The organism is Saccharothrix mutabilis subsp. mutabilis, from assembly GCF_039521145.1.
Classification (GTDB): domain Bacteria; phylum Actinomycetota; class Actinomycetes; order Mycobacteriales; family Pseudonocardiaceae; genus Actinosynnema; species Actinosynnema mutabilis.
Genome location: NZ_BAAABU010000012.1, coordinates 44,092 through 70,219 on the forward strand (window position 1 = coordinate 44,092; position 26,128 = coordinate 70,219).

Below are 26,128 nucleotides of genomic sequence, written 5' to 3' on the forward strand. Positions count from 1 at the left end.
TCGCGTCGGAGCGGCTCCCACCGGGGGGCTCGTTCCACCCAGTGAAAGGGCTCTCCCACTGAGCGGACCTACCTCTAGGCTGGGGGACATGACGTCGGTCGTCGAACGCATCACCACGGGCCGCCCCGTGTTCTCCGTGGAGTTCTTCCCACCCCGGGACAACGATGACGAGCGCGTGCTGTGGAAGGCGATCCGCGAGCTGGAGGCGCTGGACCCGGCGTTCGTGTCCATCACCTACGGCGCGGGCGGCTCCACCCGCGACCGGACGATCCGCACGACCGGCCGGGTGGTCCAGGAGACGACCCTGGTGACCATGGCGCACCTGACCGCCGTGGACCACTCCGTGGCCGAGCTGCGCAACGTCATCGGCTGGTACGCGGCCGTGGGCGTGCGCAACATCCTGGCCGTGCGGGGCGACCCCAAGGGCGACCCCAACGGCGAGTGGGTCCGCCACCCCGAGGGCCTGACCTACGCCGAGGAACTGGTCCGGCTGTGCCGTGAGCTGGGCGACTTCTGCGTGGGTGTGTCGGCGTTCCCGTACGGGCACCCCAGGTCGGCGGACCTCGACACCGACACCAAGTACCTGGTGCGGAAGCTGCGGGCGGGCGCGGACTTCGCGATCGCGCAGCTGTTCCTGGACCCGGACGACTTCCTGCGGCTGCGCGACCGGCTCGCGGCGGTGGGCTGCGACACCCCGCTGATCCCGGGCCTGATGCCGCTGACGACGCCGCGCACGCTGGCGAAGTCGGTGGAGCTGTCCGGCGCGCCCCTGCCGGCGTCGGTGGCGGCCCGCCTGGAGCACCTGGCCGACGACCCGGTGGCGTTCCGCAAGGCCGGCGTGGACCTGGTGACGGAGATGGGTGAGCGGCTGCTCGCGGAAGGCGTGCCGGCGCTGCACTTCTACACGTTCAACCGCTCGAAGGCGACGCGCGAGGTGGTCGGGCGGCTGGGCCTGGTGCCGGCGCGCACCTGAGCCGTTCCCGGCACGGGGCGTGAAGGGTCGGGCGGGCCGCGGGCAAGTAGAGGCGTGACGAGACTGACCGCGCAAGCGCCCGACCCGCACCCGCCACCCCCGCCCTCACCCGGCCCGCCCCTGCCCGACCCGGACCCGGCCGGCCCGCCCCTGCCCGCCCCGCCCCTGCCCGACCCGGACCCGGCCGGCCCGAACCCCGCGGGCCCCGACCCGGCGTCGGCGTTCGGCCTGCTCTTCGACGAGCACGCCGAGTCGCTGCACGCCTACCTGGCCCGCCGGGTCGGCGCCCAGGCCGCCGACGACCTGGTCTCGGAGACCTTCCTGGTCGCGTTGCAGCGGCGGCACACCTACGACCCGGCCCGCGCCGGCGCGCGCCCGTGGCTGTTCGGCATCGCGAGCAACCTGCTGCGGCGGCACGTGCGGCAGGAGGTCCGGGGCTGGCGGGCCCGCGCGCGGCTGGTCGGGGCGGACCGGGCGCAGGAGTCGCCCGAGACGCGCACGGCCGAGCGCGTGACCGCGCAGCAGCGGGTCCGCCGGTTGGCCGGCGCGCTGGCCGCGCTGGAGCCGGGCGACCGGGACGTGCTGCTGCTCACGTCGTGGGGCGGGCTCAGCGCGAGCGAGGTGGGCCAGGCGCTGGGCATCCCGGTGGGCACGGTCCACTCCCGGCTGCACCGGGTCCGCCGGTGGTTGCAGTCACACGGTCCGGTCGCGAGCGAGGGGACGGAGGACGGCGATGCGTGAGGTGTGGACCGACGACGAACTCGACCGGGCGCTCGACGCGCTGTACCGGGAGGTCGAGACCGACCGGCGCGGGCTCGCGGAGGTGCGGGAGACCGTGGTGACGGCCGCACGCGCGCTCGACCGGCCACGACTGGCGGTGGTCGAGCCGGGCTCGGGCAAGCCGGCTGCGGGCAAGGGGGTTGCGGGCCAGGGGGTCGCGGGTCGGCGGCGGCCCGTGCGGCGGTGGTTGGCCGCGGCGGCGGTGGTCCTCACGCTGACCGCCGGGGTCGTGGTGGCGCAGGTCTCCGCGAACACCGCCACCGCCCAGGCGCGGGCGGCGCTGACCGGCGCCGCCGACCTCGCCGCCCGCGCCCAGGACCCGGTGGTCGCACCCGGCCGGTACCGCTACGTCGCCACCCACGCGTGGTGGCTGCGCACGATCGGCTCGGAGACCCGGAGCTTCACCTTCCTCAACGAGAACCTCGTCGAGACCTGGATCCCCGCCGACCCGTCCGGCGAGTGGCTCCAGCGCCGCCGCGAGACCGGCAACCGCAAGTGGGTCGTGGGCACCGAAGCCGAAGCCCGCGCCGCCGGCGTCGCGGTCGAGGAGACGCCGTGGCCGGAGCGGCGCGCGAAGGGCGGCGAGTTCTCCGGGAACCTCCCCGAGCACGGCGGCTGGCAGTTCCCGAAACCGGAGTTCCTGGCCGGCCTGCCGACCGACCCCGAGCAGCTCTACCGGCGGCTGAGCGAGGACAGCGGCGGCGGCAAGCAGGCCCTGGTCTACGTGGCGGACGCCCTGCGCACCGGCCTGGTGCCCGCCGCGACCCGGGCGAACCTGCTGCGCGCGCTGGCCCACCTGCCGGGCCTGGACGTCACCGACGACGCCGCCGACCTCGACGGCCGCACGGGCGTGGCACTGGGCGTCACGGAGGACGGGGAGCGCCAGGAGATCATCCTCGACCCGGCCACCGGCCAGGTGATCGGCGAGCGCAAGGTCTCCGACTCGATGTTCGCCGGCGTCCCCAAGGGCACCGTGACCTCCTACTCGGCCATCACCACGGCGGTGGTCGACCACCTCGGCTCGACCGGCTGAGGGCTCAGGCCACCTGGCTGCGGCGGTGCGCCACGATCGCCAGCACGACCACGATCAGGGCCGCACCGCCGGTCAGGCCGGCCAGCAGCATCGTCCACCCGAAGTAGGACGGCGAGTTCTCGCCCGCGTACCGCACGGTCGCCTGGAGCATCGAGGCCTGCCCCGGCTTGGGCGACCAGGCGATCGTGGACGACTCCTCCTCCCGCCCGTTGGTCTCCACGACGTCACCGGGGAAGCTGATCTTGACCTGGATGTCCGCGCGCTCCGGCGGCACCTGGGTCAGGTCCACCGAGCCGCTCATGGTCACCAGGTCGCCCGACCGGCGGAAGTTCAGCTGGTACCGGCTGGACGACGCGCTGGTGGCCGCCGCCAGGGCGCGCACCTCGTCGAAGGTCAGGCCGCTGAAGAACAGCTGGGTGCCGGTGTAGTTGTCGGCCGCGTACGGCTTGGTGGTGACCCGGCTGGCCAGCTCGTTCGGGACCCGCAGCTGGGGGCCGGGGTCGTTGTCGCGGGTGGGCGGGGTCGCGGCGACGATCTCGCCGGAGACGCGGTCGTCCTGCGACAGCGCCATCGCGGCGTGCAGCCGGACGCACCCCGTCAGCGAGAACACCGCGAGGAGCAACACCGGCACGAGCAGCGCTGTGGCCCTGGACACCCGGCCATCCTGCCGGCCGGGTCAAAAGTTGACCGCCCGAGACCGGTCGTTCGGACGGCTAATTACCTGTCGGGGTGACGCGACGCGCAGGTAACGTGCGGCTCATGGCAACCTCTCCGGCCGGCGTGCACGGCATCAGCAACCAGTTCGTGGTCGACTACGCCGCGGCGGACCCGCTGACGGCGACGTTCATCGGGACTCCCGGCCACGACGACCAGCTGACCGACTACTCGCCGGACGGCCACGCGGCCCGCAGGGAACTCGCGCAGCGCGCGCTCGCCGCCATCACCGCCGCCGAGCCCGCCGACAAGTCGGAGGCCGACGCCAAGGCCGTGTTCCTGGAGCGCGTCGGCCTGGAGGTCGAGATCCACGAGGCCGGTCTGTGGGAGGGCCAGCTCAACGTCATCGCGGGTCCCGTGCAGAGCCTGCGCGAGGTCTTCGACCTGATGCCGACCGAGAACGCCGACCAGTGGGCCACCGTCGCCAAGCGGCTCGCGGCCATGCCCGAGGCGATCGCGAACCTGCGCGCGGGCCTGGCCGGCGCCGCCGACCGCGGCCAGGTCGCGGCGCTGCGCCAGGTGACCCGGGTCGCCGAGCAGTGCGACACGTACTCGGGCCGCAGCAACGGCAAGTCCTACTTCGCGAACCTCATCGCGAACGCCGACGTGGACGCGTCCCTGCGCACCGACCTGGAAGCGGGCGCGAAGGCCGCCGCCGAGGCCTACGCCGACTTCGCCGAGTTCCTGCGCTCCGACCTCGCCCCGAAGGCCCCGAAGAAGGACGCCGTCGGTGAGGACACCTACCGCCTGTGGTCGCGCTACTTCACCGGCGCCCGCCTGGACCTCGCCGAGGCCTACCAGTGGGGCTGGGACGAGTTCACCCGCATCGAGACCGAGATGAAGCAGGTGGCCAACCGGATCAAGGCCGGCGCCACGCTCGCCGAGGCCGCCGCCGCGCTGGACGCCAACCCGCGCTACCTGGTGCACGGCCAGGACGGTTTGCAGCAGTGGATGCAGCAGCTGTCGGACAAGGCGCTGCTCGACGTCCGCGACGTGCACTTCGAGCTGCCCGACGAGCTGATGAAGCTGGAGTGCCGCATCGCGCCGCCCGGCGGCGGCGTGGGCGCGTACTACACCGGCCCCACCCCGGACTTCTCCCGCCCCGGCCGCATGTGGTGGTCGGTGCCCGCGGACAAGACCGAGTTCTCCACGTGGCGCGAGGTCACGACCGTCTACCACGAGGGCGTCCCGGGCCACCACCTCCAGGTCGCCACCGCCGTCTACCAGGCGGAGAAGCTGAACAACTTCCAGCGCCTGCTGTGCTGGGTGTCCGGCCACGGCGAGGGCTGGGCCCTCTACGCCGAGCGCCTGATGCGCGAGCTGGGCTACCTGGAGGACGACGGCGACCTGCTCGGCATGCTGGACGCGCACCTGTTCCGCGCCGCCCGCGTGATCATCGACATCGGCATGCACCTGGAGCTGGAGATCCCGAAGGGCACCGGCTTCCACGAGGGCGAGCGGTGGACGCCGGAGCTGGGCCTGGAGTTCATGCTCACCCGCACCATCACCGACCCGCACCACGTGCGCGACGAGATCGACCGCTACCTGGGCTGGCCGGGCCAGGCCCCGTCGTACAAGCTCGGCGAGCGGCTGTGGCTCGCGGCCCGCGACGAGGCCCGCGGCCGGCACGGCGACGCGTTCGACCTCAAGAAGTTCCACAAGGACGCCCTGGAGATGGGCGCGATGGGCCTGGACACGCTGCGGGAGCGCCTGGCCGAGCTGTGAACCGTTGATGAAAGGTGCCCCGGTGACCGCCTTTACGGCGGTGTCACCGGGGCACCTGTTGCATATGCTGGGGCACCGACTTTCCAGGGGGACGCCATGTCGAGACGAGTCGCGCGGTCCGCTGCCGGGTTCGCCGCGGTGGGCGCGCTGCTGTTCGGCGCGGCGCCCGCGCTGGCGCAGGACGAGGTCGTGGACCCGGCGCAGTGGCGGGTGCGGCAGGAGATCGTGGACTACGCGTTCAGCCAGATCGGGGCGCGCGAGGACGGTCCCAACGGCTACCCGCTGAAGTACCAGGCGATCGACCCGGCTATCCGGCGTCCCGTCGAGTGGTGCGGCATCTTCGTCAACTGGGTGTGGACCAAGGCCGGCGTGAAGGACAAGCCGGCCATGGCGCCCGCGCCCGGCGCGCCCGGCGTCGACCAGGGCCACTGGGCCACCTACTGGCAGAAGTGGGGCCAGCAGAACGGGAAGTGGCGTCCGTTGTCCTCCGGCGAGGCCGAGATGGGCGACGTGATCGTCTACGGCGAGTACCCGTCGATGTTCGCGCACGTCGGCGTCGTGGTCGAGGTCGCCTACGACCGGACCGGGCGGCACGCCACGCACATCCGGACCGTCGAGGGCAACGTCAGCGACCGCGTCGTCTACACCAAGTGGCGCAAGATCAGCGACCTGGCCAACGGCGCGGGCCTGAAGGTCAGTGGGTTCGTCTCGCCGTTCTAGTCCAGCGGGAGCGTCCGGCCCAGCACGGCGAACGGGCGCGGGTCGCCGGTGAACTGGTAGTGCCGCAGCACGTCCACGAACCCCAGCCGCCGGTACAGCCGCCACGCCTTGCTCGGGCCCTCGGGCGTGGACAGCAGCACGCGCGAGGTCGTCACGCCGCCCAGCAGGCTGCGCAGCAGGCCCTCGCCGATGCCCCGGCTCTGCGCGCGCGGCAGCACGTGCAACTCGGTCAGCTCGAAGTAGTCGTGCATCCACTCCTCGACCGCGCGCGGCCCGGCCACGGCGGTCAGGCCGTGCCGCACCTGCTCGTGCCACCACTGGCCGACCGCGCCGCGGTAGCCGTAGCCGATGCCGATCAGCTCGTCCTGCTCGCCCAGCGCCACCACGCACCGCCAGCCGTCGCGCAGCATGTGCGCGAGCCACATCGGGGCGCGCTGCTCGGCGGTGCCCGGCGGGTAGTTCATCGCGCTGACGTAGAGCGCCAGGGCCTCGCCCAGCCGGGAGTTCAGCTCGCGCGCGGAGACCTCGACCAGGCGCTGGGAGGGCGCGGCGGTCATCGGGCCACCCGCGCCGGTGTGCCGCCGGTCAGCTCGACCAGGCCCGCGTAGGTGGTGGGGAAGACGGCGTGCGGGTGCCCGGCGGCGGCCCACACCACGTCGTACCGCTCCAGGTCCACGTCCACGAAGGTCTGGATCGGGGCGGGGTGGCCCAGCGGGGAGACGCCGCCGATCACCTGACCGGTGTGCTCGCGCACGAAGTCCGGCTTGGCCCGCTCGATCCGCTCGGCGCCGGCGAGCGCGGCCAGCAGGTCGGTGTCCGCGCGGTGCGCGCCCGAGGTCAGGACCAGCAGCGGGCTCGCGACGCCGTCCCGGACCGCGGCGAACACCAGGCTGTTCGCGATGGCCCCGACCGGCACCCCCACGGCCTCGGCCGCCGCGGCGGCGGTGCGGACGGCGTCGGCGAGGACGACGATGCCGTCGGCGGCCTCGTGGTGGCCCGCTTCGGCCAGGGCCGCCGCCACCTTTCGGATACCGGGGTGGTCAAGTGCGCTCACCTGTTCATGAGACCACGTGCGGGCGGGTTGAGGAGTAGCGGGTTTCCGGGTTACGCTGACCCGGCTCGAACATGTGTTCGAGCTATGCCTTGGTGGTGGGGCGGGGGAAGCGCCCCACCACCAAGTGCCGCCGTCTCCCCGCGGCGGTCGTCGATGTCCCGACGCCGCGAGGAGGCCGCACATGACAACCGCGACCGACTTCCCCTCCATCCCGCTCCCGCTGCCCCCGGCGTCCGCCGTCAGCCTCCTCGCGCAGGCCCGGGAGTGCCTGCGCGAAGCCGAACACGCCACCGAGCCCGCCGACCGCTTCGCCGCGGCCTACCTGGGCGCGCTGCGCTGCGCGGCGGCCGTGCTGGCCCTGCGCGGCCGGCCGCACCGGGGGCGCGCCAGGCCGACCAGCGTGTGGGTGCTGCTGCCCGGCCTGGCGCCGGAGCTGGCCGAGTGGGCGGCGTACTTCGCGTCCTGCTCCCCGGCGCGGGCCGCCGTGCTGGCGGGCATCACCAGGCAGGTCGATCCCCGCAGCGCCGACGACCTGGTCCGGCAAGCCGGGCAGTTCGCCGACCTGGTCGAGTCGCTCATGCACACCCGCGAGGACAGGCTGTGACCAGGGGACTTCTCGACTACGCCCAGCTGATCGAGGTAATCGCCACCGAAGCGGAGCTGCTGGCCGCGTCCGCCGAGGGCCAACGCCCCGAGCGCCAGGTGCCCGCGTGCCCGGGTCTGAACCTGGGGGAGACCGTCCGACACGTCGGCAGCCTGTGCCGGATGGCCGCGCAATGGGTCCGCGACGGCCTGCAACCCATGACCTGGCAACAGGACCCGCTGCCGGGCGAGTCGTTGTCGGACTACGTGCGCGCGGCCGTGGGACCGTTGGTGGAGGCGCTGTCGGCGCGTTCGGCGGACGACCCGTGCGAGACGTGGTGGCCGGAGGACCGCACGTGCGGCTTCTGGGCGAGGCGCGTGGCGCACGACGTGACCGTGCACCGGATGGACGTCCAGGCGGCGGCGGGCCTGGAGGTCACCCCGGTCCCCGACGACGTGGCGGAGGACGGTGTCGACGAGGTGCTCACCCTCTGGCTCGGCCACCGCCTGGACGTGCTGGGGGTGCGCGGGACGCGTGACTCGACGGTGGCGATCCGCGTGGGCGGTCGGGTGTGGCTCACGAGGACGGGCCCGAACCCCTCCCGGGCGTGGCGCGCCACAGCGGAGGAGGCGGAGTCGGCGGACGCGGAGGTGACGGGCAACGCGATGGCGGTGTACCGCTGGCTGTGGGGCCGCATCCCGGACCGCGAGGTGCGGCCGATGGGCGACCACGACGCGATCGCGCAGCTGTGGGCGCTGCTGCGGTTGGCGACCAAGTGACTACGAACGTGTGACAGGCGTTGCCGGGGCTTTGAGCTGCGATGATGGTGCGGTCGGGGGGTCGGTGTGAGGATCCCACGATCGAGTGACATGCGGGATCGGGAACCAACTCGGCACTCGCGCGTCCCGTGAATTGGAGGAGGGGGCGGCGCGGCGGACGGGTCGGCACGGGCTGGCACGGGTTGGTACGGCGGACGGGTCGGCGCGGCGAGTCCGGGAGGCGTCGGCGGCGGGCGGTCCACGGCGGCACGTGCTGAGGTCGCTCGCGGCCGGCGGCTGGCCAGCCTCACCCGCCCTCGCGCTCACCGCCCGGGCACTCGCGCTCCGGCCCTAGCACTCCGGCCCTCGCCCACTCCCCTCGCCCTGGACCCGCCCTGCCGGCTCGCGTGTTCGCCCGCCCTGCCCGCTTTCCGCCTGCCCGCCCCGCCCCGCCTCGCCCGCACCGCCCCGCCTCGCCCGCCCCGCGCCGCCTTGCCCGCCCCGCCTCGGCCCGCCTTGCCCGCCCCGCCGTGCCTGCCCGCCCCGCCTGCCCGCCCCGCCTGCCCGCCCCGCGTCCGCCCGTGCGGCTGTCTCGCGTGCTCACCCGCGGCCGGGGCGGGGGTCGGCGCTCGGTGTTGTGTTCGGCGTCGTCGGCCCCGCGGGCTGGCTAGTCCTGGGTGTGGTCGTGGGCTGGGGGTTGGGGGGAGTTTTCCGGGTTGCTCGGGAAGGAGAGGTTGGCTGTGGTGGTCAGGCCGGTCGGGCCGGCGGTTTGCAGGTGGTAGCGGGCGGTTCGGGTGGAGACGTCCAGGAGGGCCACCGAGTTGCCGAAGTGGGGGCCGCTGATCTTGCGCCAGCCCACCGGGTCCGGGGAGACGCCCGCGCGGTCCGCGCGCCGGCGGAGGAAGCGGGCCAGTGGTTTGGACCAGGACAGGGCGAAGATCGGGCGGAAGAACCACGGGGGGTCGTTGTGGACCGGTGAGCACACCAGTTGCAGGACTTCCGAACGGGTCGGCTGCGGGAACTCCGCTCGCGCCGCGTAGCTGTGGTGCACGTCGCCGGACAGGACGCAGATCGTGCCCGGCGCCTGCGCGCCGCTGCCGATGCGGTGGATCAACCCCGCCAGCCGTTCGAACGACGCGCGGAACGCGGGCCAGTGCTCCAGGTCGCCCACCTGGCGGACCTTCTCGCCTACCCGGCCGCGCCACCCGGGTCTCGCCGCCGCCTTCTCGTTCAACGACTGGAAGTGGCTCAGCGCGTGCGGCATCAGCCACGGCAGGGACGAGCCGATCAGCAGGTGGTCGTAGTCGCCCTCGGCGTTGCGCTCGATCCAGTCGAACTCCTCGTCACCCACCATCAGCCGCTCGGGACCGTCGAGGATGCGGCCCGCCCGCGTGTCGATCACCAGCAGCCGCACCCGGCCGAAGTCGCGGCGGTAGCTCCAGCGCGTCGGTTTGCGGCCGTCGGCCTCGCGGTCGGCCTGCTCGGCGAAGTCCTCCAGCAGTTCCTGCACGTCCCCGCCGGCGGTGCGCACCTTCGCCCACAGCTCGTCGCGCGCCAGCTCGTCCAACCCCAGGTTGCCCAGGTGCTGGTACACCCAGTACGACGCGAGCCCCGCCCGGATGCGCTGCCCCCACCACGGGTACTCCGTCATCTCCGCGCGCCACACCCGCGAGGTGTTCCAGTCGTCGCGGATGTCGTGGTCGTCGAAGATCATCGACGTCGGCAGCACGGACATCAGCCACCGGATCTCCGGGTCCGCCCACGACTCGTGGTACAGCTCGGCGTACTCCCGGAACGACACCACCTCGCCCTCGGGCTCCGGCCGCCGCTCGGCCAGCCACCGCTTCACCTTCGGCGTCGGCTCGTCCGCGTACACCTGGTCGCCGAGCAGCAGCAACGCGTCCGGCCACTCCTCCTCCGGCCGGTCCTTGAGCTGCGTGCCGAACGCGTCCAGCGCGTCGGGACCCAGCTTGTCGTGCCCCGGACCGTGGTGGCCCTTCGCGGCCCGGCACGACCCGAACACCATGCTGCGAACACCCCGGGTCCGGATGCGCGGCGCCGGGAAGGAGTAGTCCCGCGGCGGCCACACCTCGTGGTCGTCCAACCGCACCGTGTAGAACGTCGTCGTGTCGGGCGCCAACCCGTCCAGGACGACCAGCGCGAAGTGCTGTTCACCCACTTGGAAGGTCGGGGCGCGGTGACCCGCGACCTCCACCTCGCACGCAGCGTCGGTCTCCACCCACACGGTGGCCGACGTCGTGTCGACGTGCCGCAGCACCGGACCGAGCACCAGTTCCGCCATGCGCGCAGACGTTACCTTCGCCGCATGGCAACCAGGTTGTACGACGTCGTGGTGGATTCGGCGGACCCCGTCGCGCTGGGCCGGTTCTGGTCCGCGTTGCTGGACCGGCCGATCACGGGGGAGAGCGCCGACGAGGTGGACGTGGCGCTGGACGAGGGTGCCGAGCTGGTGTTCGTGCCGGTGGGGGACGAGAAGCGGGTCAAGAACCGGCTGCACCTCGACCTGGCGTCGACGTCGGCGGAGCACCAGGCGCAGTTGGTCGAGAAGGCGAAGTCGTTGGGCGCGCGTGAGGCGGACATCGGTCAGCGGTCCGTGCCGTGGGTCGTGCTCGCGGACCCCGAGGGCAACGAGTTCTGCGTGCTGGAGCCGCGCGCGGAGTACCTGGGCATCGGGCCGGTCGCGGCGGTCGTCGTGGACGCGCTGGACCCGGTCGCGCTGGCCGGGTTCTGGGCGCACGCGACCGGGCTGCCGGTGACGCGGTCGCACCCCGAGTACGCGTCGCTGCGCCGGGACTCCGGGTTCTGGGTGGAGTTCGTGCGGGTCGCGGAGCCGAAGTCGGTGAAGAACCGGCTGCACTTCGACGTCGTGCCGCCCGCCGACGGCGACCTGCCGCTGGAGGTCGCGCGGCTGGAGGCGCAGGGCGCGGTGCGGGCCGACGTGGGCCAGCGCGACGTCGAGTGGGTCGTGCTGGCCGACCCGGAGGGCAACGAGTTCTGCGTCCTCACGCCACGCTGAGGCGTCTGTGGAGAATTGACCACCATGCCCCACGATCGCGTGTGCCACGCACGACTCATCGAGACCGTCGCCGCTCCGCTCGCCGCCGGATCGGCGGACGCCCCGGACATCACGCACGGGCTGCTGGTGCAGCGCGGGGACGCCGAACTGGTCGTCCGGGGCGAGACGGAGGTCCGGTTCCCCGCGCCCTGGCCGCGCCGTTACGGGTCGGTGGCCGTGTCGCCGGCGGCGGACCTCGTGGTGTTCGCGGGCGTGCACGCGCTGCGGGCCGTGGACGCGGCGGGCGCGGTGCGGTGGGAGGTCCGGCACGGCTGCTGGTCGGCTGCCGTGTGCACGCGGAACCACGCCTCCTTCGCCGAGTACGCCGACGACCCCCGCCACGAGCGCGCGGACACCGGCTCGGCCGCGTTCTCACCGGACGGCAAGTTCGTGTGGGCGCACGTCCGCAACTACGACGGTGCCGAGATCCGCGAGGAGTGGCTGGTCCTCGACCCGGCGGACGGCGCGGTGCTCGCCCGGACGGACACCGGCACGGTCGGCTCGGGTTCGTTCCACTTCCCCCTCCCCGACCCGGCGCGCATGGCGTTGACGGTCGGCGAGGGCGAGGAGGACTCGCCCGTCCTGATGGGGCGGCTGGACGGCGGGCGACTCGCCGTCGAGCGGTTCGTGGAGGAGGTGTTCCTCGCGATAAGCCCGTCCGGGGAGCGCTTCCTCACCACGGACCCCGGCCAGTGGTCGGTCTACGTCCACCGGACGGCGGACGGCGCGGAACTGGGCGAGTGGAAGTGCGACTCCGCCGTCCCGCCGCCCGCCGGGAGCGACCGGGTGTTCTGGGACTTCGAGGCGGCGTTCCCGCACGAGGACACCGCCGTGCTGGGCACCGAATCGCACGCGCCCGAGCCCCGCCACTGGTGCGTCGACCCGAGCACGGTCACCGTGCGCGGCCGGATCGCCTACCCGTTCCCGATCGCGGGTGCGCCCCGGTCGGCGGGATCGGGCCGCTGGCACACGGTCGCCCCGGACGGTTCCGCCCTCCACTTCTGGGCGCTGGCCGACTGACGTCAGCGGACGTCGAGGGCGGCCACGGTGCGCAGTTCGCCGCGCCCGCGGCGGACGTCGCCTCGGTGGACGCCGGGGTGCGGTAGGTGGACCGGTCGGTCAGTTCCAGGCTCAGCGACCTGGCGACCAGCGCCCACACCGACAGGGCGCAGGCGAGCAGACCGCCGGGCACGCCGAGCCGGGGCGCGCAGTCGCGGGCCGGGTTGCCGCCGTCGAGGCAGCCAGTACGCGAGCGACCGGCGAGGCGGCCGTTCGGGGTGGCGGTGCGGCGGGCGGGTGGTCTACAGTGCCGCAGCATGCAATATATCAGTCGGGCGCTGTACCGTGACCAGGCGCTTTCGGCGATCCGCGACGCGATCCTGGGTGGCGACCTCGCGCCCGGCGAGGCGATCAAGGACGTCGAGCTGGCCGAACGGCTCGGGCTGTCGCGCACGCCGGTTCGCGAGGCGCTCGCCCGACTGGTCGACGAAGGGCTCGTGGAGTCCAAGCCGCACAGCTACACGCGCGTCACGCCGTTGCGCACGGCACCCGTGCGGGACGCTTTGGCTGTCGTCCAAGCGATGCACGCACTCGCCGCCCGCTTGGCCGTGCCGCGCATGAAGGACGCCGACCTGGTCGCGATGCGCACGGCCAACGCGCGGTTCGCCGCCGCGCTGGACGCCGGGGACGTGCCGGCGGCGCTCGCGGCGGACGACGAGTTCCACGGCGTGGCCGTGCGGTGCGGTGACAACTTCGCCGTCGCCGCCACGATCGACCGCTACACACCCCTGGTGCGCCGGCTGGAACGGCTCCGGTTCGCCGGTTCGACCGGGCGGCACTCCGTGGTGATGCACGACGAGATCGTCTCCGCGTGCGCCGCGGGCGACGCCGACCTGGCCGCGGACCTGGTCGAGCGGAACTGGGCGACCCTGTTCGACCTGCTGGAGGAGAACTGACATGGCGCTGCGCGACTTCCCCCGCTACCCGCTGACCTTCGGCCCCTCACCGGTGCACCCGCTGGAGCGGCTGACCAAGCACCTCGGTGGCGCGTCGGTGTGGGCCAAGCGGGAGGACTGCAACTCCGGGCTCGCCTACGGCGGCAACAAGACCCGCAAGCTGGAGTACCTGGTGGCCGACGCGCTCGCGACCGGGTGCGACACGCTGGTGTCCATCGGCGGCGTGCAGTCCAACCACACCCGCCAGGTCTCTGCCGCGGCGGCGCGCGCCGGGCTGAAGTGCGTGCTGGTGCAGGAGAGTTGGGTGGACTGGCCGGACGCGGTGTACGACCGGGTGGGCAACATCCTGCTCAGCCGGTTGATGGGCGCCGAGGTGCGGCTGGTGGAGGCGGGGTTCGGCATCGGCGTGAAACCCGCGTGGGAGCAGGCGATCGAGGACGTCCGCGCGGCCGGCGGCAAGCCGTACCCGATCCCGGCGGGGGCGTCGGACCACCCGTTGGGCGGGCTCGGGTTCGCCGGGTGGGCGGCGGAGGTGGAGCGGCAGGAGGTCGAATTGGGCGTGCGGTTCGACACGATCGTGGTGTGCTCGGTGACCGGCAGCACGCAGGCCGGGATGGTGGCCGGGTTCGCCGGCGCCGACCGGCGGGTGGTCGGGATCGACGCGTCGGCGGAGCCGTGCGACACGCGGGCGCAGATCACGCGCATCGCGCAGGCCACCGGCAAGCTGCTGGAGGTGGAGGTCGCCGAGTCCGACGTGGTGCTGGACGAGCGGTTCCACGAGGGCATCTACGGCGTGCCCGGCGAGTCCACCGTGGACGCGATGAAGCTCGGCGCACGCCTGGAGGGCATGATCACCGACCCGGTGTACGAGGGGAAGTCGTTGGCGGGCTTGATCGAACTGGTGGCCTCCCGCGAGATCCCGCGCGACTCGACGGTCCTGTACGCCCACCTGGGCGGCCAGCCCGCGCTGAACGCCTACAGCAGCCTGTTCCGGTAGCCGCCGGCACAGAGGACTGCCGACGCCGGTCGGTCACCGGTGCCGGAGGTCATGGGCCGTGTGACCGAGGGCACCCCCGGCTCTCCGATCTACGCGCGTAGGCGGAGGCCCTTGGGTGTCGCGCGGAAACCCGCCTCCTGGAGGATTCCGGCCAGTCGGGAGCCGAGGGCGATCTCGCCGTCGGCGCGTTGGACCGCGAGTTGGCCCAGCCAGCCGTCGCGGACCGCTCTGCCCAGTGCCTGGGCCGCGGCGCGGAGGACGGCTTCGTCTTCGCTGAACGACAGCAGGGAACGGCCGCCGCGTTCGACGTACAGGGTGGCCTGGCCGTCCACCAGCACGGTCAGGGCACCGGACTTGCGCGCCGGGCGGTGCTTGCCCTCGCCCACCGGGTCGGGCCAGGGCAGGGCCGCGCCGAACGGTTGCGCCGGGTCGGCGGCGGCCAGGACCACCGCCTCCGGTGTGCCCGTGTGCTCCTGGCCCGGCGGCCGGGACAGGGCCCGCAGGCGGTCCACCGCGCCGCGCGCCGCGAACTGGGCCGCGCCCAGCCCCTCGACCACGTAACCGCGCACCACCTGGCCGGACTCCTCCATCGCGCGCAGCACCCGGTACACGCCGGAGAACCCGCCGGTCACGCGCTCGGTGTCCAGCGCGCCCCGGGTCAGCACGCCGTGCCGCTCCAGGAACGCCTCCGCGCGGGCGTGCGCGCGCCGGGTCGGGTCGGTCGCCGGGACCACGGCCAGCGACCAGCGGCCGGCGACCGTGGGCGGACCGGTGCGGCTGGGCATGTCCGGCCGGCCGGCGCGCATCCTCGCGTACCGGCCGCGCGGGGCGGCGCGCTTGGGCTTGTGCGCGGTGCCGCCGCCCGCCACCAGGGCGCGCAGCGGCGCCAACGTGTCGTTGGTGACCACGCCCGCCCACACCAGGTCCCACAGCGCGCCCACAACCTCGCCGTCGGTCGTCGGGCCCTGGAGGGTCACGCGGTCGACGATCTGGCGGAAGAACAACGCACCGCCCGCCAGCGTCTCGACCACGGCCCGGTGCAGCGGCGAGTCCGGGGCCGCCTCGGGCACCAGGTCGGGCAGCAGCAGGTCGGCCACGTCCGCCGGGGCGAGCGCGATCCACCCGTCACCACCGGCCAGCGACCCGCAGCCGGTCCACGTCACCTCGCCGGACGCGGTCAGCTCGTCCAGCAGCGCCGGCTGGTAGCCGGGCAGCCGGGCGGGCAGCACCAGGGACTCCACCGCGCTGGCCGGCAGCGGCGCGCCCGCCAGTTGCTCGACCACCGCGTACACGTCGTCCACGGTCGGCGCGGCGCGCAGCCGGCGACCCACGCCGTGCCACGCGGGCAGGAACCGGCCCAGCGCCTCCGGCTCCACCGGCTCGACCTCGGCCCGCAGCCGCGCCAGCGACGCCCGCCGCAGCCGGCGCAGCACGTCGGCGTCGCAGTACTCGGTGTGCGTGCCGCCCGGCCGCAGCTCGCCGCGCACCAGCCGCCCGGTGGCCGCCATGCGCTCCAGCACACCGGTCACCACCGCGACGCCCAGCCCGAACCGCTCCGCCGCCTGCGCCGCGGGGAACGGCCCGTGTGTTCGCGCGTACCGCGCCAGCAGGTCGCCCAACGGGTCGGCCACCGGCTCGGTGAACGCCTCCGGCACGCCCACCGGCAGCGCCACGCCCAACGCGTCCCGCACCCGGCCCGCGTCCTCGATCGCCAGCACCCGGTCCTCGCCGGCGACGCGCACCCGGATCGCCCGCCGCGCCGCCACCAGCTCGACCAGCCACTCCGGCCGCACACCGCGCTCCGCCGCCTCCGCCTCGGACAGGTCGCCGAGGAACCGCAGCAGGTCGGCCGCGCCCTCCACGTCCCGGGCGTGCCGGTCGGGGACCAGCCGTTGCAGCGACCGCTCGACCTCCTCGACCACCTCCGGGTCCAGCAGCTCCCGGATGGCCTCGGAGCCGAGCAGTTCCGCCAGCAGCGTCGAGTCCAGCGACAGGGCCGCCGCCCTCCGCTCGGCCAGCGGCGCGTCGGCGTCGTAGAGGAACATCCCGACGTAACCGAACAGCAGGCTGCGCGCGAACGGCGACGGCGCCGGTGTCTCCACCTCCACCACGCGGACCCGCCGCGCCCGCACGTCCGCCATCAACTCGCGCAGCCCGGGCACGTCGTACACGTCCTGGAGGACCTCGCGCATCGCCTCCAGCACCACCGGGAAGCTCTCGTACTTCGCCGCCACCGACAGCAGTTGCGCCGCCCGCTGCCGTTGCTGCCACAGCGGTGTCCGCCGCCTCGGATCACGCCGGGGCAGCAGCAGCGACCGGGCCGCGCACTCCCGGAACCGGGCCGCGAACACCGCCGACCCGCTCACCTCGGCGACCACGACCTGCTCGACCTCCTCGGGGTCGAGCAGCACGTCGTCCGCGCCCGCCACCACCGGCGCGCCGTCGAGGTCCACCGCGTCCGGCAGGCGCACCACGATCCCGTCGTCGGAGTGCGCCGCCTGCACCTCGATGCCGCGCCGCTCGCGCAGCCGGGCCGCGATCGCCAACGCCCACGGCGCGTTGACCTGCGCCCCGAACGGGGAGTGCACCACCAGCCGCCAGTCGCCCAGCTCGTCGCGGAACCGCTCCACCAGCACGGTCCGGTCGTTGGGGACGTGCCGCGTGGCCTCGCGCTGCTCGCCCAGGTAGGCCAGCAGGTTGGACGCGGCCCACTCGTCCAGCCCGGCGTCCGCGGCGCGTGCCCTCGCCGAGTCGGCGTCCATCGTGGACACCTCGCGGAGGAACCCGCCCAGCGCCCGCCCCAGCTCCAGCGGACGACCCGGCGCGTCGCCCTTCCAGAACGGCATGCGCGCCGGCTGCCCCGGCGCGGGTACCACGATCACCCGGTCGTGGGTGATGTCCTCGACCCGCCAGGACGACGTGCCGAGCAGGAACGTGTCGCCCACCCGCGACTCGTAGACCATCTCCTCGTCCAGCTCGCCCACCCGCGAGCCCGGACCGCGTTCCGACGGCGGCGTCATCACCGCGAACAGGCCGCGGTCGGGGATGGTGCCGCCCGAGGTGACCGCCAGCCGCTGCGACCCCGGCCGCCCGCGCAGCTCCCCGGTGATCCGGTCCCACGTGATGCGGGGCCGCAGCTCGCCGAACTCCTCGCTCGGGTAGCGGCCCGCCAGCATGTCCAGCACCGCCTGGAGAGCCGACTCGGGCAGCGCGGCGAACGGCGCCGCCCGCCGCACCAACCCGGCCAGTCCCTCGACGGTCCACGGCTCCATCGCCGTCATCGCCACGACGTGCTGCGCCAGCACGTCCAACGGGTTGCGCGGGTACCGCACGGCCTCGATCGCGCCGTCCCGCATGCGTTCCGCGACCACCGCGCACGACACCAGGTCGCCCCGGAACTTCGGGAACATCACCCCGCGCGACACCGCGCCCACCTGGTGCCCGGCGCGGCCGACCCGTTGCAGCCCGGACGCGACCGTGGGCGGCGCCTCGACCTGCACCACCAGGTCGACCGCGCCCATGTCGATGCCCAGCTCCAGCGAGGACGTGGCCACCACGCACGGCAGCCGCCCCGACTTCAGCTCCTCCTCCACCACGGTCCGCTGCTCGCGCGACATCGAGCCGTGGTGCGCGCGGGCGATGGTCGCCGAGCGCTGGGTGCTCACGCCGGACTGCCCGATCGCCTCGGCCGGGAAGCGGTCCAGGTCCTGGGCGAGTCCGGCGGCCTCCTCGGCCAGCTCGTTGAGCCGGGAGGTGAGCCGTTCGGCCAGCCGGCGCGAGTTGGCGAACACGATCGTGGACCGGTGCGCGTGGACCAGTTCGAGGATGCGCTGCTCGACCGACGGCCAGATCGACGCCCGCTGCTCCGCGCCCGCCGCCGACCCGGACACCTCGCCGGTCGGCTCGCCCAGCACCGACATGTCCTCGACCGGGACCTCGACCCGCACCTCGATGGTCTTGGCCGTCTTGGGCTGCACGACCCGCACCGGCCGGCCGCCGGCGAGGAACGCGCCGACCTCCTCGACCGGCCGGACCGTGGCCGACAGCCCGATCCGCTGGGCGGGCCGTTCGAGCAGCGCGTCCAGCCTTTCGAGGGACAACGCGAGGTGCGCGCCGCGCTTGGTGCCCGCGACGGCGTGGACCTCGTCCAGGATCACCGTCTCGACGCCGCGCAGCGACTCGCGGGCCGAGGAGGTGAGGATGAGGAACAGCGACTCGGGCGTGGTGACCAGCACGTCCGGCGGTCGGCGGGCGAACGCGCGGCGGTCCTCGGCCGGGGTGTCGCCGGTGCGCATGCCGACGGTGATCGACGGTTCGGGCAGGGACAGGCGGTGCGCGGCCTGCCGGATGCCCGCGAGGGGTGCGCGGAGGTTGCGCTCGACGTCGACGGCCAGGGCCTTGAGGGGGGAGACGTAGAGGACGCGGCAGCGTTTCCCGGGATCGTCCGGCGGCGGCGTGGACGCCAGCCGGTCGAGTGCCCAGAGGAAAGCGGCGAGCGTCTTGCCGGACCCCGTGGGTGCGATGACCAGGGCGTGCTCACCCGCCGCCGCCGCTTCCCACGCGCCCACCTGGGCGGAGGTGGGCGCGGCGAACGCCCCGGCGAACCACTGCCGGGTCGCGGGGGAAAACGCGCCTGAAATCTCCATGCCAACCATCTTGAACGAGGGGTACGACAATTTCCGGTTGTGGCGACCGGGGGCGGCAGCGCGCGGGCTGCCCGCCACCTCAGCGAGGCCGCGTCGGCTTGTCGCGTCAGGGTTCTCGACGATCAGTTTTTCCGATCGTCGAGAACCCTGACGCGATGAGCCGACTTTCGAGCGGCCTCGCCGCGACGCCGGAGGCGGCGCCATCCAGCACAGTACGATCAGCGCGGTTCTCGACCGAAGGGGTGAGGCGTGCGCGTCCTGTCCATCGACCTGGGCACTTCCAACACCGTCGCGGTGCTCGCCGCGCACGGCAGGCCGCCCCGGGTTGTCGAGGTGGACGGGTCCGCCACCATGCCCTCGGCCGTCTACTGCGAGGAGGACGGCTCGCTGGTCGTCGGGCGCGACGCCGAGCGGCGGGCCCGGTTGGACCCCTCGCGGTTCGAACCCAACCCCAAGCGGCGGGTGGACGACGGCATGCTGCTGCTGGGCGACAACGTCGTCCCGGTCACCGACGCGCTGGCCGCCGTGCTGCGCCGCGTGCTGGAGGAGACCACCCGGCAGCTCGGCGGCGAGCCGCTGGACGAGGTCCGCCTCACCCACCCCGCGCAGTGGGGTCCCACGCGCCGCAACGTGCTGCTGTCCGCGGCCCGGCTCGCGGGCGTGACCTGCGACATCGTGCCGGTGCCCGAACCGGTCGCCGCCGCCTCCCACTACGCCTCGCTGTCCGTCGGCCAGGCGCTGGCCGTCTACGACCTGGGCGCGGGCACGTTCGACGTCGCCATCGTCGGCGCCACCCAGAACGGCTTCACCGTGCTCGCCGAGGACGGCCTGCACGACCTGGGCGGTCTCGACGTCGACCAGGCGCTGTTGGAGCACGTGGGCCGCCAGGTGTCCCACCGCGACCCGGCGGGGTGGCAGCGGTTGCTGCGCCCGGAGACCACGGCCGACCGGCGCGCCCGCCGCGCCCTCCAGGAGGACGTGCGGGCCGCCAAGGAGTCGCTGTCCCGGCACGCGCACACCGAGGTGCCGATGCCGGAGCCGTTCGAGGACGTCCTGGTCAACCGGTCGGACCTGGAAGCGCTGATCCGCCCCAGCATGCTGCGCAGCGTGGAGTTGCTGGCGGCCACGATCCGGTCCACCGGCATGGCCCCCAACCAGCTCGCGGGCATCTACCTGGTGGGCGGGTCGAGCCGGATCCCGCTGGTGGCGACCATGATCGCCGAGCAGGTGCGGGTGGTGCCGACGAGCCTGGACCAGCCGGAGACCGCCGTCGCGCTGGGCGCGCACCACGTGCCCAAGGACGGCATCACGCCGCGCTCCAAGGACCCGGTGAAGGTGTCCAACGAGCCGCCGACGGTGGTCACCAAGCCGGTGACCGGGCCGAACCCGGTCCAGAACCCGGCGCAGAGCGGCCCGTACCAGGTGAACCCGGGGGCCAGCGGCCCGTACCAGGTCAACCCGGGCGTGAGCGGGCCCTACCAGGTCAATCCCGCGGCCAGCGGTCCCTATCAGGTGAACCCGGCGGTCAGCGGGCCCTACCAGGTGCAGCAGCAGTTCAACTTCCCGAGCGTGTCCCCGCGCGCCCAGGAGAAGAAGTCAACCAAGAACGTCTACCTCGCCGTCGGCGCGGCAGTGGTGCTCGTGCTGGCCGTGGTCGGCGGCATCTTCCTGTTCAACGGCCCCGGCGAGCTGACCGCGCAGGACTGCAAGAACGACACCACCAAGGACGACAAGGGCTTCACGGAGTGCCTGCGGCGGCTCGCGGGCACCATCCCGGACACCAGCACGTGCAAGGCGGGCGGTTCGGCGGGCGTCTCGGGCATCGCCGAGATCAAGGGCACGGTGGTCAGCTGCGCCCTCAAGGACGACTACTCGGTGCAGTACGTGCTCACCGAGACCGTCACGGGCGCACAACAGAGCGCGGACGCGTTGGCGCGGTCCTTGAAGACGGACATGGTCGAGGCGGAGTGGGGCGGCAACGGTCTCAAGGGCAAGTACCGGGCCACCGCCAACGGCGGCGTGGGGCTGCTCGCGTTCACCGCGGACAACCTGCCGTTGCTGGGCATCGTGACCAAGAGCAGCGGTGACGACGTGAGCGCCGACAACGTCGCCGACTTCTTCGAAAACACCGTTCAGCCTGGTACCTGACCCGGACGGGGGCTGCGCCGCCACCCGCCGCCCTGGCACGATCCATGATCATGACCGCAGTCGAGGTGGTGCAGCGCAGGGTGCTCCGCGTGCTCGCGGCCACCCAGGTGCTGGGCGCCGCGGGCGTCACCATCGGCCTCGCGGTCTCGACCCTCCTCGCCGCCGCGCTGTCGGACTCCGACGCCGTGGGCGGCCTCGCGCAGACCGCGGCCGTGGTCGGCGCGGCCGTGTTCGCGGTGCCCGCGGCCCGGGTCGCCATGCGGCACGGACGCCGGCCCGCGCTGGTCTTCGGGTACGCCGTGGGTGCCGTGGGAGCGGTGCTGGCCGCGTGCGCCGTGGTGCTCCGGTCGTGGCACGTGCTGCTGCCCGCCCTGGTCCTGTTCGGGGCCGCCACCAGCGCGAACCTCGCCGCCCGGTACGCCGGCGCCGACCTGGCCGACCCGCGCGGACGGGCGCGGTCGGTGGCCCTCGTGGTGTGGGCGGCGACGCTGGGCGCGGTCGCCGGGCCGAACCTCGCCGACCCCGCCGGGCGGTTCGCGGTGACCCTCGGCCTGCCCGTCGGCTCGGGCCCCTACCTGCTGTCGGCGGCGCTGTTCGGGCTGGCGGCCCTGGTGGTGGCGCGGCTGCTGCGCCCGGACCCGTTGGTGGTGGTGCGGGACGCTGTAGTGCCCGCGCACTGCGCCGGGGGAGTGGGGGACACGCGCGGGTCCGGTGCGGTGTGGCGGTCGCTGCCCGGCGGCGCGAAGCTCGCGTTGGGCGGCATCACCTTGTGCCACACGGCGATGGTCGGGCTCATGTCCATGACACCGGTGCACATGGACCACGCGGGGTCGTCGCTGCGTGTTGTAGGGGTCGTCATCAGTCTGCACGTGGCCGCCATGTACATCGCGAGCCCGTTGTTCGGGTGGATGGCGGACCGGTTGGGCCGCGTGTCGGTGCTGGCGATCGGCGCGGCGCTGGTCGTGGCCGCGTCGGGCATCGCGGGCATGGCCCCCGCGCACGGCGCGCCGCAGCTCGCGGCCGGGTTGACGTTGCTGGGTTTCGGCTGGTCGGCGGGGCTGGTGGCCGGGTCGGCGCTGCTCACCGAGTCGGTCGCGGTGGCGGACCGGCCCGCCGCGCAAGGGCTGTCCGACCTGTGCATGAACGTCGGTGGTGCCGTGGGCGGCATCACGGCGGGCGTGGTGGTGACGGCGTGGTCTTACGCCGCGTTGGGGCTGCTGGTGGGCTTCACCGCGTTGCCGCTGCTGGTCGTGTGCTTGTTCTCGTCCTTGCAGCGGGTGCGTTGATCAGCGGTTGCGGTTGTGCCACCAGGCGCGCAGACCCACCACGAGCGCGGCGACGAGGCTCGCGAAGATCAGGATCTGGCCGATCGGCGAGGACAGGCCGGTGGGGTCTTCCATGCCTGTGAGGTTAGCGCGGTGTGGTCGGCGCGCGGCGGCGGCGAACCCGCGCGCGGCGACCGGTCCCGTTCTAGCGGTTCACCTGGACGACGAGGTCCTCGGCGGACAGGTCGTCGCCGCGGTCGTTGGCCACCTGCACCCGCACGGGTGAACCGGTCGTGTCGACCACGCGCAGCGGAGGGCCGTCACCCTGGAGGTGGCGGTCGCCCCACTGCATCAGGGCCAGGACGATGGGGAGCAGGTCGCGGCCCATCTCGGTGAGCGCGTACTCGTGCCGCGTGCGCTGTCCGGGCTCCTGGTAGGGGCGCTTCTCGAACACCCCGAGTTCGACCAGTTCGCGCAACCTGGCCGCCGCCGACGCCTCGGTGACGCCCACGCGGGTGGCGAAGTCGTGGAACCTGGTCGTGCCGTAGAACGCCTCGCGCAGCAGCAGGACCGCCGTCCGGTTGCCGATGGCGTCCATCGCCTTGCCGATCGAGCACCGCGTGGCGCGCCAGCGGTCCCGGTCGGCCAGGGGGCCGTCCAAGGTCATCGCCATGCGTCGAGCGTACCAACTGGCTTTGTGGCGCTATAGCCAGCGATCCGCGCCCGTGCGTCGGAGCCGTTCTTCGTGCGCGCTAGCCTGGGGCCGATGCGCAACACGGTGTTCCGCAAGCTGATGGCGAACGAGTTCGGCGAGGTCCGGGCGGAGATGGTGGCCAGGGACCACGTCCTGTCCGCCCTCGGCGGTCGCACGCCGGACCAGGCGCTGGACGCGGGCGTGCCGGCCAAGGAGATCTGGCTCGCGGTGTGCGACGCGTTCGACGTGCCGGAACACCGCCGGTGACCGCGCGTGTCGGACAGGCGGTCGAACACCTGTTCGGCTATAGTGCCCAGCACGACCGGGTGATGCATCCCCGCAGGTGACCCGGCCCCGCCGAAAAATGTCGTACCCCGCCCGTAACGTCGGCCCCGACATCGCAACGGCGAACCCGCAGACTCAACGAGGTGGACTCCAGATGGCACAGGCACCCGACCGGGACAAGGCCCTCGAACTGGCCCTGGCCCAGATCGACAAGCAGTTCGGCAAGGGCTCGGTCATGCGGCTCGGCGAGGAAGGCCGCGCCCCGATCGAGGTGATCCCCACCGGCGCGATCGCGCTCGACGTCGCGCTCGGCATCGGCGGCCTGCCCCGCGGCCGGGTCGTGGAGATCTACGGGCCGGAGTCCTCCGGTAAGACGACGGTCGCGCTGCACGCCGTGGCCAACGCGCAGCGCAACGGCGGCATCGCGGCGTTCGTCGACGCCGAGCACGCGCTGGACCCGGACTACGCGAAGAAGCTGGGCGTCGACACCGACGCGCTGCTGGTCTCCCAGCCCGACACCGGCGAGCAGGCGCTGGAGATCGCGGACATGCTGGTCCGCTCCGGTGCGCTGGACATCCTCGTGATCGACTCGGTGGCGGCGCTGGTGCCCCGTGCCGAGATCGAGGGCGAGATGGGCGACAACCACGTCGGCCTCCAGGCGCGTCTGATGAGCCAGGCGCTGCGCAAGATCACCGGTGCGCTGAACTCCTCCGGCACCACGGCGATCTTCATCAACCAGCTGCGCGAGAAGATCGGCGTGATGTTCGGCTCGCCGGAGACCACGACCGGTGGCAAGGCGCTGAAGTTCTACGCGTCGGTGCGCCTGGACGTGCGGCGCATCGAGACGCTGAAGGACGGCGGCGAGCCGGTCGGCAACCGGACCCGCGTCAAGGTCGTGAAGAACAAGGTCGCGCCGCCGTTCAAGCAGGCGGAGTTCGACATCCTCTACGGCCAGGGCATCTCGCGCGAGGGCTCGCTCATCGACATGGGCGTGGACCAGGGCATCCTGCGCAAGTCCGGCGCCTGGTACACCTACGAGGGCGACCAGCTCGGCCAGGGCAAGGAGAACGCGCGGAAGTTCCTGCGCGAGAACCCCGACGTGGCCAACGAGATCGAGAAGCGGATCAAGGAGAAGCTCGGCATCGGGGCGACCCTGGAAGCCGACGACGCCGCGCCCGCGCCGGTCGAGTTCTGAGGCTCAAGGAGCCGGGCCGCCGCCGGGCTCCGGTGCGCGGTGCCGGCCGTGGCGTGCCGGCGGTGCGGGCCGTGGTGTGCGGTGCGGGTGGCAGCGCGCCGGTGGCGGTGCGGGGTGCCGGCCGCGGCGTGCCGGGTGTGCGGGGCCGGTGGCAGCGTGCCGGTGGTGTGCGGTGCCGGTGGTGGGAGGCGTGAGCGGTGACTGAGACCTCGTCCGGGGGTCGGGGGCGGTTCGGTGGCTCTCGGCGGCGCGGTCGGTCGGCTGAGGGGTCTGGTGGTTCCCCGGAGTCGGCCGCGCCGGTGGACCCGGTCAAGGAGCAGCGCAAGGCGACCGACATCTGCTACGCGTTGCTGACCGCCCGCGCCCGGACCCGCGTGGAGTTGAAGGACGCCCTGCTGCGCAAGGGCATCCGCGAGGAGACCGCCGAACTCGTGCTCGCCAAGTTCGACCGGGCCGGGTTGATCGACGACGCCGCCTTCGCCGAGGTGTGGGTGCGGTCCCGGCACGCGCACCAGGGGCTGGGGCGGCGGGCGTTGGTGCAGGAGTTGCGGCGCAAGGGCGTGGCCGACGAGGTCGCGGCCGAGGCGCTCGCCGCCGTGGACGACGAGGCGGAGCAGGAACGGGCCCGGGAGCTGGTGCGCAAGAAGCTGCGCACCATGTCCGGTGTGGACGAGCAGGCGAAGCTGCGTCGGCTGGTGGCCGCGTTGGCGCGCAAGGGCTACGCCGAGGGCATGGCGTACCGGGTGGTGCGCGACGAGCTGAAGGCCGAGGTGGAGGACTACCTGCCGGACTGACCGGTCAGCCGCCAGAACTGGCGCTTGCGGTCGTCCCGCACGACCACGCCCAGGCGGGCCAGTTCGGTGCGCAGCTCGCGGGCGTCGTCCGCGTCGCTCTTCTTCAGGGCCTTGGCCCTGGCCTTGAGCAGGGCGTTCACGGCGGGCGGCAGGTCGGGCAGGTCCTCGACCCAGCGGCGGAACTCGTCGCGGTGCGGGTCGGCGTCCAGCCACGGGTAGCCGTGGGTCTGGAACGCGTCGGCCACCGCGCCGGCGGGCAGGTCGTGGGACTCGCGGGCCAGCTCCTCGGAGATCCGGCCCAGCACGACGAGCTTCTTGTCGTCGAAGAACACCGCGGAGATCTCGGTGCGGTCGATCGTGCGCGGCGTGCCGCCGCGGGTGAGCGTGAGGGTCTCGTCGGTCACCTCGACGGTGAGGCGTTCGTGCGCGGCCCAGGCGGCGAAGAACAGGCCGACCGCCGCGCCCAGCGCCAGCGAACCGACCGTGTCCCACGGCTCGGGGATCGAGTCGATCAGCCTCAGCGGACCGCGGAACGGTATCCAGGGCAGGGACAACAGCCACCCCGCCGCGGCCTGAACGCCCCACAGCAGACCGGCTCCGACGACCGGGAAACCCATCCACACCACGCCGACCTGCCAGCCGGGTTCGGCGACCGTGGTCGTCCGCATGTCCCCACCCCTCCCCGAGTGCGGTCCAAACCTAGCGCAGCGCGCATGGCAGGCTTGGCGGAACC

At 73.5% G+C, this 26,128-nt stretch carries 23 protein-coding genes; 16 read left to right on the forward strand and 7 right to left on the reverse strand.

Features of this window, described 5'->3' with window-relative positions:
- The first annotated feature begins 88 nt into the window (after positions 1–88).
- From ABD126_RS24010 to ABD126_RS24020, 3 genes are all read left to right on the forward strand, one after another.
- Entirely contained in the window at positions 89–973 is an 885-nt protein-coding gene (locus tag ABD126_RS24010; protein WP_343936144.1) for a methylenetetrahydrofolate reductase, read from the forward strand.
- A gap of 150 nt (positions 974–1,123) precedes the next feature.
- A complete protein-coding gene (locus ABD126_RS24015; protein ID WP_343936302.1) occupies positions 1,124–1,714 on the forward strand; it encodes an RNA polymerase sigma factor in 591 nt (196 codons plus the stop codon).
- Positions 1,707–2,786, forward strand: a complete 1,080-nt coding sequence (locus ABD126_RS24020) for a CU044_5270 family protein (protein ID WP_343936145.1) — start codon at positions 1,707–1,709, stop codon at positions 2,784–2,786. Before ABD126_RS24015 ends, ABD126_RS24020 begins: the two co-directional genes overlap by 8 nt.
- Before the next feature lie 4 nt (positions 2,787–2,790).
- Here ABD126_RS24020 and ABD126_RS24025 read toward each other — a convergent pair whose 3' ends face one another.
- Positions 2,791–3,441, reverse strand: a complete 651-nt coding sequence (locus tag ABD126_RS24025; RefSeq protein ID WP_343936146.1) for a DUF3153 domain-containing protein — start codon at positions 3,439–3,441, stop codon at positions 2,791–2,793.
- A gap of 104 nt (positions 3,442–3,545) precedes the next feature.
- Between ABD126_RS24025 and ABD126_RS24030 the strand changes: the two genes are divergently transcribed.
- Positions 3,546–5,225 (forward strand): DUF885 domain-containing protein, encoded by a 1,680-nt coding sequence (locus ABD126_RS24030; RefSeq protein WP_343936147.1) that lies wholly within the window; start codon positions 3,546–3,548, stop codon positions 5,223–5,225.
- Positions 5,226–5,321: 96 nt separating this feature from the next.
- Entirely contained in the window at positions 5,322–5,945 is a 624-nt protein-coding gene (locus ABD126_RS24035; RefSeq protein ID WP_343936148.1) for a CHAP domain-containing protein, read from the forward strand.
- Here ABD126_RS24035 and ABD126_RS24040 read toward each other — a convergent pair.
- Both ABD126_RS24040 and ABD126_RS24045 read right to left on the reverse strand, forming a co-directional pair.
- Positions 5,942–6,502 (reverse strand): GNAT family N-acetyltransferase, encoded by a 561-nt coding sequence (locus tag ABD126_RS24040; protein WP_121221863.1) that lies wholly within the window; start codon positions 6,500–6,502, stop codon positions 5,942–5,944. The genes ABD126_RS24035 and ABD126_RS24040 overlap by 4 nt on opposite strands.
- Complete coding sequence (locus ABD126_RS24045; RefSeq protein ID WP_343936149.1) at positions 6,499–6,999, reverse strand: YbaK/EbsC family protein; 501 nt, start codon at positions 6,997–6,999, stop codon at positions 6,499–6,501. Before ABD126_RS24045 ends, ABD126_RS24040 begins: the two co-directional genes overlap by 4 nt.
- A gap of 181 nt (positions 7,000–7,180) precedes the next feature.
- On the opposite strand from ABD126_RS24045, the gene ABD126_RS24050 reads away from it, so the two are divergent.
- Together ABD126_RS24050 and ABD126_RS24055 are read left to right on the forward strand one after the other, a co-directional pair.
- Positions 7,181–7,603 carry an SAV_6107 family HEPN domain-containing protein gene (locus ABD126_RS24050; RefSeq protein ID WP_343936150.1) on the forward strand — a complete coding sequence of 141 codons (423 nt, stop codon included), beginning with the start codon at positions 7,181–7,183 and terminating at the stop codon, positions 7,601–7,603.
- Positions 7,600–8,361 (forward strand): maleylpyruvate isomerase family mycothiol-dependent enzyme, encoded by a 762-nt coding sequence (locus tag ABD126_RS24055; protein ID WP_343936151.1) that lies wholly within the window; start codon positions 7,600–7,602, stop codon positions 8,359–8,361. The genes ABD126_RS24050 and ABD126_RS24055 overlap by 4 nt, the downstream gene beginning before the upstream one ends.
- A 646-nt stretch (positions 8,362–9,007) precedes the next feature.
- On the opposite strand, the gene ABD126_RS24060 is transcribed toward ABD126_RS24055, so the two are convergent.
- On the reverse strand, positions 9,008–10,642 hold the full coding sequence (locus ABD126_RS24060) for an alkaline phosphatase D family protein (RefSeq protein WP_343936152.1): 1,635 nt from the start codon (positions 10,640–10,642) through the stop codon (positions 9,008–9,010).
- A gap of 24 nt (positions 10,643–10,666) precedes the next feature.
- Between ABD126_RS24060 and ABD126_RS24065 the strand changes: the two genes are divergently transcribed.
- From ABD126_RS24065 to ABD126_RS24080, 4 genes are all read left to right on the forward strand, one after another.
- Positions 10,667–11,377, forward strand: a complete 711-nt coding sequence (locus tag ABD126_RS24065; RefSeq protein ID WP_343936153.1) for a VOC family protein — start codon at positions 10,667–10,669, stop codon at positions 11,375–11,377.
- A 24-nt stretch (positions 11,378–11,401) separates the two neighbouring features.
- Positions 11,402–12,436, forward strand: a complete 1,035-nt coding sequence (locus ABD126_RS24070) for a hypothetical protein (RefSeq protein WP_343936154.1) — start codon at positions 11,402–11,404, stop codon at positions 12,434–12,436.
- Between the two features lie 296 nt (positions 12,437–12,732).
- Complete coding sequence (locus ABD126_RS24075; RefSeq protein WP_343936155.1) at positions 12,733–13,371, forward strand: GntR family transcriptional regulator; 639 nt, start codon at positions 12,733–12,735, stop codon at positions 13,369–13,371.
- A 1-nt stretch (position 13,372) separates the two neighbouring features.
- Complete coding sequence (locus tag ABD126_RS24080) at positions 13,373–14,368, forward strand: 1-aminocyclopropane-1-carboxylate deaminase (protein ID WP_343936156.1); 996 nt, start codon at positions 13,373–13,375, stop codon at positions 14,366–14,368.
- A gap of 89 nt (positions 14,369–14,457) precedes the next feature.
- Here ABD126_RS24080 and ABD126_RS24085 read toward each other — a convergent pair whose 3' ends face one another.
- Entirely contained in the window at positions 14,458–19,014 is a 4,557-nt protein-coding gene (locus ABD126_RS24085) for an ATP-dependent helicase (RefSeq protein WP_343936157.1), read from the reverse strand.
- Positions 19,015–19,263: 249 nt separating this feature from the next.
- On the opposite strand from ABD126_RS24085, the gene ABD126_RS24090 reads away from it, so the two are divergent.
- Both ABD126_RS24090 and ABD126_RS24095 read left to right on the forward strand, forming a co-directional pair.
- Positions 19,264–21,162: an Hsp70 family protein gene (locus ABD126_RS24090; RefSeq protein ID WP_343936158.1), complete on the forward strand. Its 1,899-nt coding sequence runs from the start codon at positions 19,264–19,266 to the stop codon at positions 21,160–21,162.
- 50 nt (positions 21,163–21,212) lie between these two features.
- A complete protein-coding gene (locus ABD126_RS24095) occupies positions 21,213–22,448 on the forward strand; it encodes an MFS transporter (protein ID WP_343936160.1) in 1,236 nt (411 codons plus the stop codon).
- A 184-nt stretch (positions 22,449–22,632) separates the two neighbouring features.
- On the opposite strand, the gene ABD126_RS24100 is transcribed toward ABD126_RS24095, so the two are convergent.
- A complete protein-coding gene (locus ABD126_RS24100; protein ID WP_343936161.1) occupies positions 22,633–23,100 on the reverse strand; it encodes a winged helix-turn-helix transcriptional regulator in 468 nt (155 codons plus the stop codon).
- Between the two features lie 93 nt (positions 23,101–23,193).
- Between ABD126_RS24100 and ABD126_RS24105 the strand changes: the two genes are divergently transcribed.
- From ABD126_RS24105 to ABD126_RS24115, 3 genes are all read left to right on the forward strand, one after another.
- On the forward strand, positions 23,194–23,388 hold the full coding sequence (locus ABD126_RS24105) for a DUF3046 domain-containing protein (protein ID WP_309112877.1): 195 nt from the start codon (positions 23,194–23,196) through the stop codon (positions 23,386–23,388).
- A gap of 172 nt (positions 23,389–23,560) precedes the next feature.
- Entirely contained in the window at positions 23,561–24,601 is a 1,041-nt protein-coding gene (recA, locus tag ABD126_RS24110) for a recombinase RecA (protein WP_337726069.1), read from the forward strand.
- A gap of 299 nt (positions 24,602–24,900) precedes the next feature.
- Positions 24,901–25,395, forward strand: coding sequence for a regulatory protein RecX (locus tag ABD126_RS24115; RefSeq protein WP_343936162.1), 495 nt, complete (start codon positions 24,901–24,903; stop codon positions 25,393–25,395).
- On the opposite strand, the gene ABD126_RS24120 is transcribed toward ABD126_RS24115, so the two are convergent.
- On the reverse strand, positions 25,380–26,063 hold the full coding sequence (locus tag ABD126_RS24120; RefSeq protein ID WP_343936164.1) for a YqeB family protein: 684 nt from the start codon (positions 26,061–26,063) through the stop codon (positions 25,380–25,382). The two genes, ABD126_RS24115 and ABD126_RS24120, sit on opposite strands and share 16 nt — an antisense overlap.
- Positions 26,064–26,128 lie beyond the last annotated feature (65 nt).

Bases quoted from the DNA above. Each gene is read 5' to 3' on its own strand.
- ABD126_RS24010 (WP_343936144.1), top strand. From the start codon at position 89: ATGACGTCGGTCGTCGAACGCATCACCACGGGCCGCCCCGTGTTCTCC.
- ABD126_RS24020 (WP_343936145.1), top strand. From the start codon at position 1,707: ATGCGTGAGGTGTGGACCGACGACGAACTCGACCGGGCGCTCGACGCG.
- ABD126_RS24030 (WP_343936147.1), top strand. From the start codon at position 3,546: ATGGCAACCTCTCCGGCCGGCGTGCACGGCATCAGCAACCAGTTCGTG.
- ABD126_RS24035 (WP_343936148.1), top strand. From the start codon at position 5,322: ATGTCGAGACGAGTCGCGCGGTCCGCTGCCGGGTTCGCCGCGGTGGGC.
- ABD126_RS24040 (WP_121221863.1), bottom strand. From the start codon at position 6,502: ATGACCGCCGCGCCCTCCCAGCGCCTGGTCGAGGTCTCCGCGCGCGAG.
- ABD126_RS24050 (WP_343936150.1), top strand. From the start codon at position 7,181: ATGACAACCGCGACCGACTTCCCCTCCATCCCGCTCCCGCTGCCCCCG.
- ABD126_RS24060 (WP_343936152.1), bottom strand. From the start codon at position 10,642: ATGGCGGAACTGGTGCTCGGTCCGGTGCTGCGGCACGTCGACACGACG.
- ABD126_RS24065 (WP_343936153.1), top strand. From the start codon at position 10,667: ATGGCAACCAGGTTGTACGACGTCGTGGTGGATTCGGCGGACCCCGTC.
- ABD126_RS24070 (WP_343936154.1), top strand. From the start codon at position 11,402: ATGCCCCACGATCGCGTGTGCCACGCACGACTCATCGAGACCGTCGCC.
- ABD126_RS24075 (WP_343936155.1), top strand. From the start codon at position 12,733: ATGCAATATATCAGTCGGGCGCTGTACCGTGACCAGGCGCTTTCGGCG.
- ABD126_RS24080 (WP_343936156.1), top strand. From the start codon at position 13,373: ATGGCGCTGCGCGACTTCCCCCGCTACCCGCTGACCTTCGGCCCCTCA.
- ABD126_RS24085 (WP_343936157.1), bottom strand. From the start codon at position 19,014: ATGGAGATTTCAGGCGCGTTTTCCCCCGCGACCCGGCAGTGGTTCGCC.
- ABD126_RS24095 (WP_343936160.1), top strand. From the start codon at position 21,213: ATGACCGCAGTCGAGGTGGTGCAGCGCAGGGTGCTCCGCGTGCTCGCG.
- ABD126_RS24100 (WP_343936161.1), bottom strand. From the start codon at position 23,100: ATGGCGATGACCTTGGACGGCCCCCTGGCCGACCGGGACCGCTGGCGC.
- ABD126_RS24105 (WP_309112877.1), top strand. From the start codon at position 23,194: ATGCGCAACACGGTGTTCCGCAAGCTGATGGCGAACGAGTTCGGCGAG.
- recA (WP_337726069.1), top strand. From the start codon at position 23,561: ATGGCACAGGCACCCGACCGGGACAAGGCCCTCGAACTGGCCCTGGCC.
- ABD126_RS24120 (WP_343936164.1), bottom strand. From the start codon at position 26,063: ATGCGGACGACCACGGTCGCCGAACCCGGCTGGCAGGTCGGCGTGGTG.